General features: G+C 64.8%; 1 protein-coding gene. It reads left to right on the top strand.

Annotation, left to right across the window (positions count from 1 at the left end; genetic code table 11):
• Positions 1-21: 21 nt before the first annotated feature.
• Positions 22-261: TonB C-terminal domain-containing protein (locus tag AC0IY1_RS25405; protein WP_471773353.1), on the top strand; the 240-nt coding region annotated here is incomplete at its 3' end.

The raw sequence follows: 261 nt of genomic DNA, 5'->3' as shown, positions 1-261 counted from the left end.
CGCCAGGACGAGCTCAAGCGCATGGCCGGCGCCATGGGCAGCAGCGGCACCGCCGCCAAGTCGACCGGGCCGAAGTCGGACGGCGGCTACATCGCTGCGATCACGGCTGCGATCAAGAGCAATACGGCGTATCCGGGCAACACCGACGTGCCGGGCAATCCAAAGGCGGTGTTCCGCGTGGAGCAGTTGCCGACCGGCGAAATCATGTCGGTGCGCCTGGTAAAAAGCAGCGGTGTGCCGGAATTTGACAGAGCAGTGGAA

The sequence above is a fragment of the Methylobacterium sp. AC690 genome (assembly GCF_979256535.1).
This window is presented reverse-complemented; position numbering and strand designations above follow the sequence as displayed.